Below are 2943 nucleotides of genomic sequence, written 5' to 3'. Positions count from 1 at the left end.
AGGCGCGCATCGTGGAAGCCGACGACGACTTCAGCAAATCCATCGGCGTGCGTCTGGGCGGTGGCGTGCGGGACTTCAGCGCAGGCTCGGCCAATGGCAACCCGGTGCGCGGCAACTTCGGCAGCAACTACGGGGCCGTGACCACCGGACCGTCTCTGACCTCCGCCCCCTTCGTGAACCTGCCCGCCTTGCCCCCGTCCGGTCAGGCCGCGTCCTACGCCCTGTCGCTGTTCAGCCCGAACGCCTCGCGCTTCCTGGCGCTGGAAATCTCGGCGCTGGAATCCGATGGCAAGGGCCGCGTGGTGTCCAGTCCTCGCGTGGTCACGGCCGACCAGGTGAAGGCGCTGATCGAGCAGGGCACCGAGTTCCCTTACCAGACCGCCACGTCCAGCGGCGCCACGGCCATCGCGTTCCGCAAGGCCAACCTCAAGCTGGAAGTTACGCCGCAGATCACGCCCGAGGGCAACATCATTCTCGACCTCGACGTGAACAAGGACACCCGTGGCGAAACCACCTCCGAGGGTATCGCCATCGACACCAAGCACGTGCAAACCCAGGTGCTGGTGGAGAACGGCGGCACGGTGGTGATCGGTGGCATCTTCGAGCGCACCGAGCGCAACCAGATCCAGAAGGTGCCGCTGCTGGGCGATCTGCCCGCCGTGGGCAACCTGTTCAAGTCGCGCAACCAGATCGATCAGCGTTCTGAGCTGCTGATCTTCATCACGCCGCGGGTCCTGGGGCGCACCGCCATCAACTAATTGAACCCCACGCAGTCGGTCTTCCTGGTCGGGCTGCCTGGATCGGGCAAATCCACCGTCGGGCGCCAACTGGCCCGGCGGCTGGGTTTGCCCTTTGTCGATTCCGATCACGTGATCGAGCAACGCATAGGGTCGAGCATCCGGGCGTTTTTTGATCGCGAGGGGGAGGCGGCGTTCCGGGATCTCGAGGCGCAGGTCATTGATGAAGTCACCGCCGGTCCATTGGCGGTGATCGCCACCGGTGGCGGCGCCGTGCTGCGTCCGGAGAATCGGGTGCACCTGCATGAGCGCGGGCGCGTGGTCTACCTGCGATCGACGCCGGAAGACCTTTTTCGCCGTCTGCGCAACGACCGCCACCGTCCGCTGTTGCAGGTGGCCGATCCCTTGGTCCGGCTCAAGGACCTGCACGCGCAGCGGCACCCGCTGTACGCCGAGACGGCGCATTTCGCGATCGACACGGGACGCCCTTCGGTGGCCACGCTGGTCAACATGATCCTGATGCAGCTGGAGTTGGCCGGGCTGGTGTCCAGCGCACCGCCTGCGGACGGGGCTGACACGCCGCGGTGAGCGCCCCAGCCGCCCAGAAGGGGCGGCATACACTCGGGGCATGTCCCCCGCCACTTCGACCACCGAGACCCAGCGCGTCGCCATCGACCTGGGTGAACGCAGCTACGACATCCACATCGGCGCCGACCTGATCGGCCGTGCCGACACCTTCGCCGGCCTGCCGACGGCGAGCACCGGCGTGATTGTCACCAACGAGGTGGTGGCGCCTCTGTACCTGGCGTCGCTGCGGGCGGCGCTGAGCGGGCGCCATGCACGTGTGTTGGACGTGGTGCTGCCCGACGGCGAGTCCCACAAACATTGGCAGACGCTGCAGACCATCTTCGATCACCTGCTCGAGACCGGTTGTGACCGCAAGACGGTGCTGTACGCGCTGGGCGGCGGGGTGGTGGGCGACATGACCGGCTTCGCGGCCGCTTGCTACATGCGTGGGGTGCCGTTCGTGCAAGTGCCCACCACCTTGCTGGCGCAGGTGGACTCGTCGGTGGGTGGCAAGACGGGCATCAACCACCCGCTGGGCAAGAACATGATCGGCGCCTTCCACCAGCCGCTGAGGGTGGTGTGCGACCTCGACGCGCTGCGCTCCCTGCCCGAGCGCGAGTTCAGTGCCGGCATGGCCGAGATCATCAAGTACGGGCCCATCGCCGACATGGCTTTCCTCGGCTGGATCGAAGACCACATCGAGGCCCTCATGGCGCGCGAGCCGGCGCATGTGGCGCACGCGGTGCGGCGCAGCTGCGAGATCAAGGCCCAGGTGGTGGGCGCCGACGAACGCGAATCGGGACTGCGCGCCATCCTGAATTTTGGCCACACCTTCGGCCATGCGATCGAGGCCGGCATGGGCTATGGCGCCTGGCTGCACGGCGAGGCCGTGGGTTGCGGCATGGTGATGGCGGCCCGCCTGTCGCAGGCGCTGGGCTTGGTGGACGAGGCGTTCGTCGAGCGCCTCAGGCGCCTGGTGGTCCGTGCCGGCCTGCCGGCGGTGGCGCCGGTGCTCGATCCCGCGCGCAATGCCGAGCGTTACCTTGAGCTGATGCGTGTCGACAAAAAGGCCGAAGCGGGGGAGATCCGCTTCGTGCTCATCGACCCACCGGGCCGGGCCTCGATGCGCCCGGCCAGCGATGCCGTCGTGGCGGGGGTGATCGCGCGAAGCTGCCAGCCGGCATGAGCCTGGCACCGTACGCCAGCGATCCGGCGCGCAGCCGTGGCCGGCGCTACCCGGAACCCCCCGCCCCCACGCGCACCGACTACCAGCGCGACCGCGACCGGGTGATCCATTCCACCGCGTTCCGTCGGCTGGTCTACAAGACGCAGGTGTTCCTCAACCATGAGGGAGACCTGTTCCGCACCCGCCTGACGCACTCGCTGGAAGTGGCCCAGCTCGGCCGCAGCATCGCGCGATCGCTGGGGCTCAACGAAGACCTGGTCGAAGCCATCGCGCTCGCGCACGACCTGGGCCACACGCCCTTCGGCCACGCCGGCCAGGACGCGCTGCACGCCGCCTTGCAGGCGCTCGGCCCCGATGGCCGCGCGCCCGACGGCTGGGGCTTCGAGCACAACCTGCAGAGCCTGCGCGTGGTGGACGAACTCGAGGAGCGCTACCCCGCGTTCGACGGCCTGA

At 68.2% G+C, this 2943-nt stretch carries 4 protein-coding genes; all 4 read left to right on the top strand.

Going from position 1 to position 2943, the window contains the following annotated elements; all coding sequences use genetic code 11:
• A partial coding sequence (locus BGO22_RS07175) for a secretin GspD/PilQ domain-containing protein (protein WP_502686437.1) occupies positions 1-758 on the top strand: 758 nt, incomplete at its 5' end.
• On the top strand, positions 759-1325 hold the full coding sequence (locus tag BGO22_RS07170; RefSeq protein ID WP_070399161.1) for a shikimate kinase: 567 nt from the start codon (positions 759-761) through the stop codon (positions 1323-1325).
• A 40-nt stretch (positions 1326-1365) separates the two neighbouring features.
• On the top strand, positions 1366-2490 hold the full coding sequence (gene aroB / locus BGO22_RS07165; RefSeq protein WP_286849787.1) for a 3-dehydroquinate synthase: 1125 nt from the start codon (positions 1366-1368) through the stop codon (positions 2488-2490).
• Positions 2487-2943, top strand: a 457-nt coding sequence (gene dgt, locus BGO22_RS07160) for a dGTP triphosphohydrolase (protein ID WP_286849785.1), incomplete at its 3' end; no start/stop codon positions are given. The genes aroB and dgt, both read left to right, overlap by 4 nt.

It is taken from the genome of Hydrogenophaga sp. 70-12 (genome assembly GCF_001897365.1).
In the GTDB taxonomy this organism is placed as follows: domain Bacteria; phylum Pseudomonadota; class Gammaproteobacteria; order Burkholderiales; family Burkholderiaceae_C; genus Hydrogenophaga; species Hydrogenophaga borbori.
Note: the sequence above shows the minus strand (reverse complement) of the source record. Positions and strands in the feature narration are given on the sequence as shown.

Bases quoted from the DNA above. Each gene is read 5' to 3' on its own strand.
- aroB (WP_286849787.1), top strand. From the start codon at position 1,366: ATGTCCCCCGCCACTTCGACCACCGAGACCCAGCGCGTCGCCATCGAC.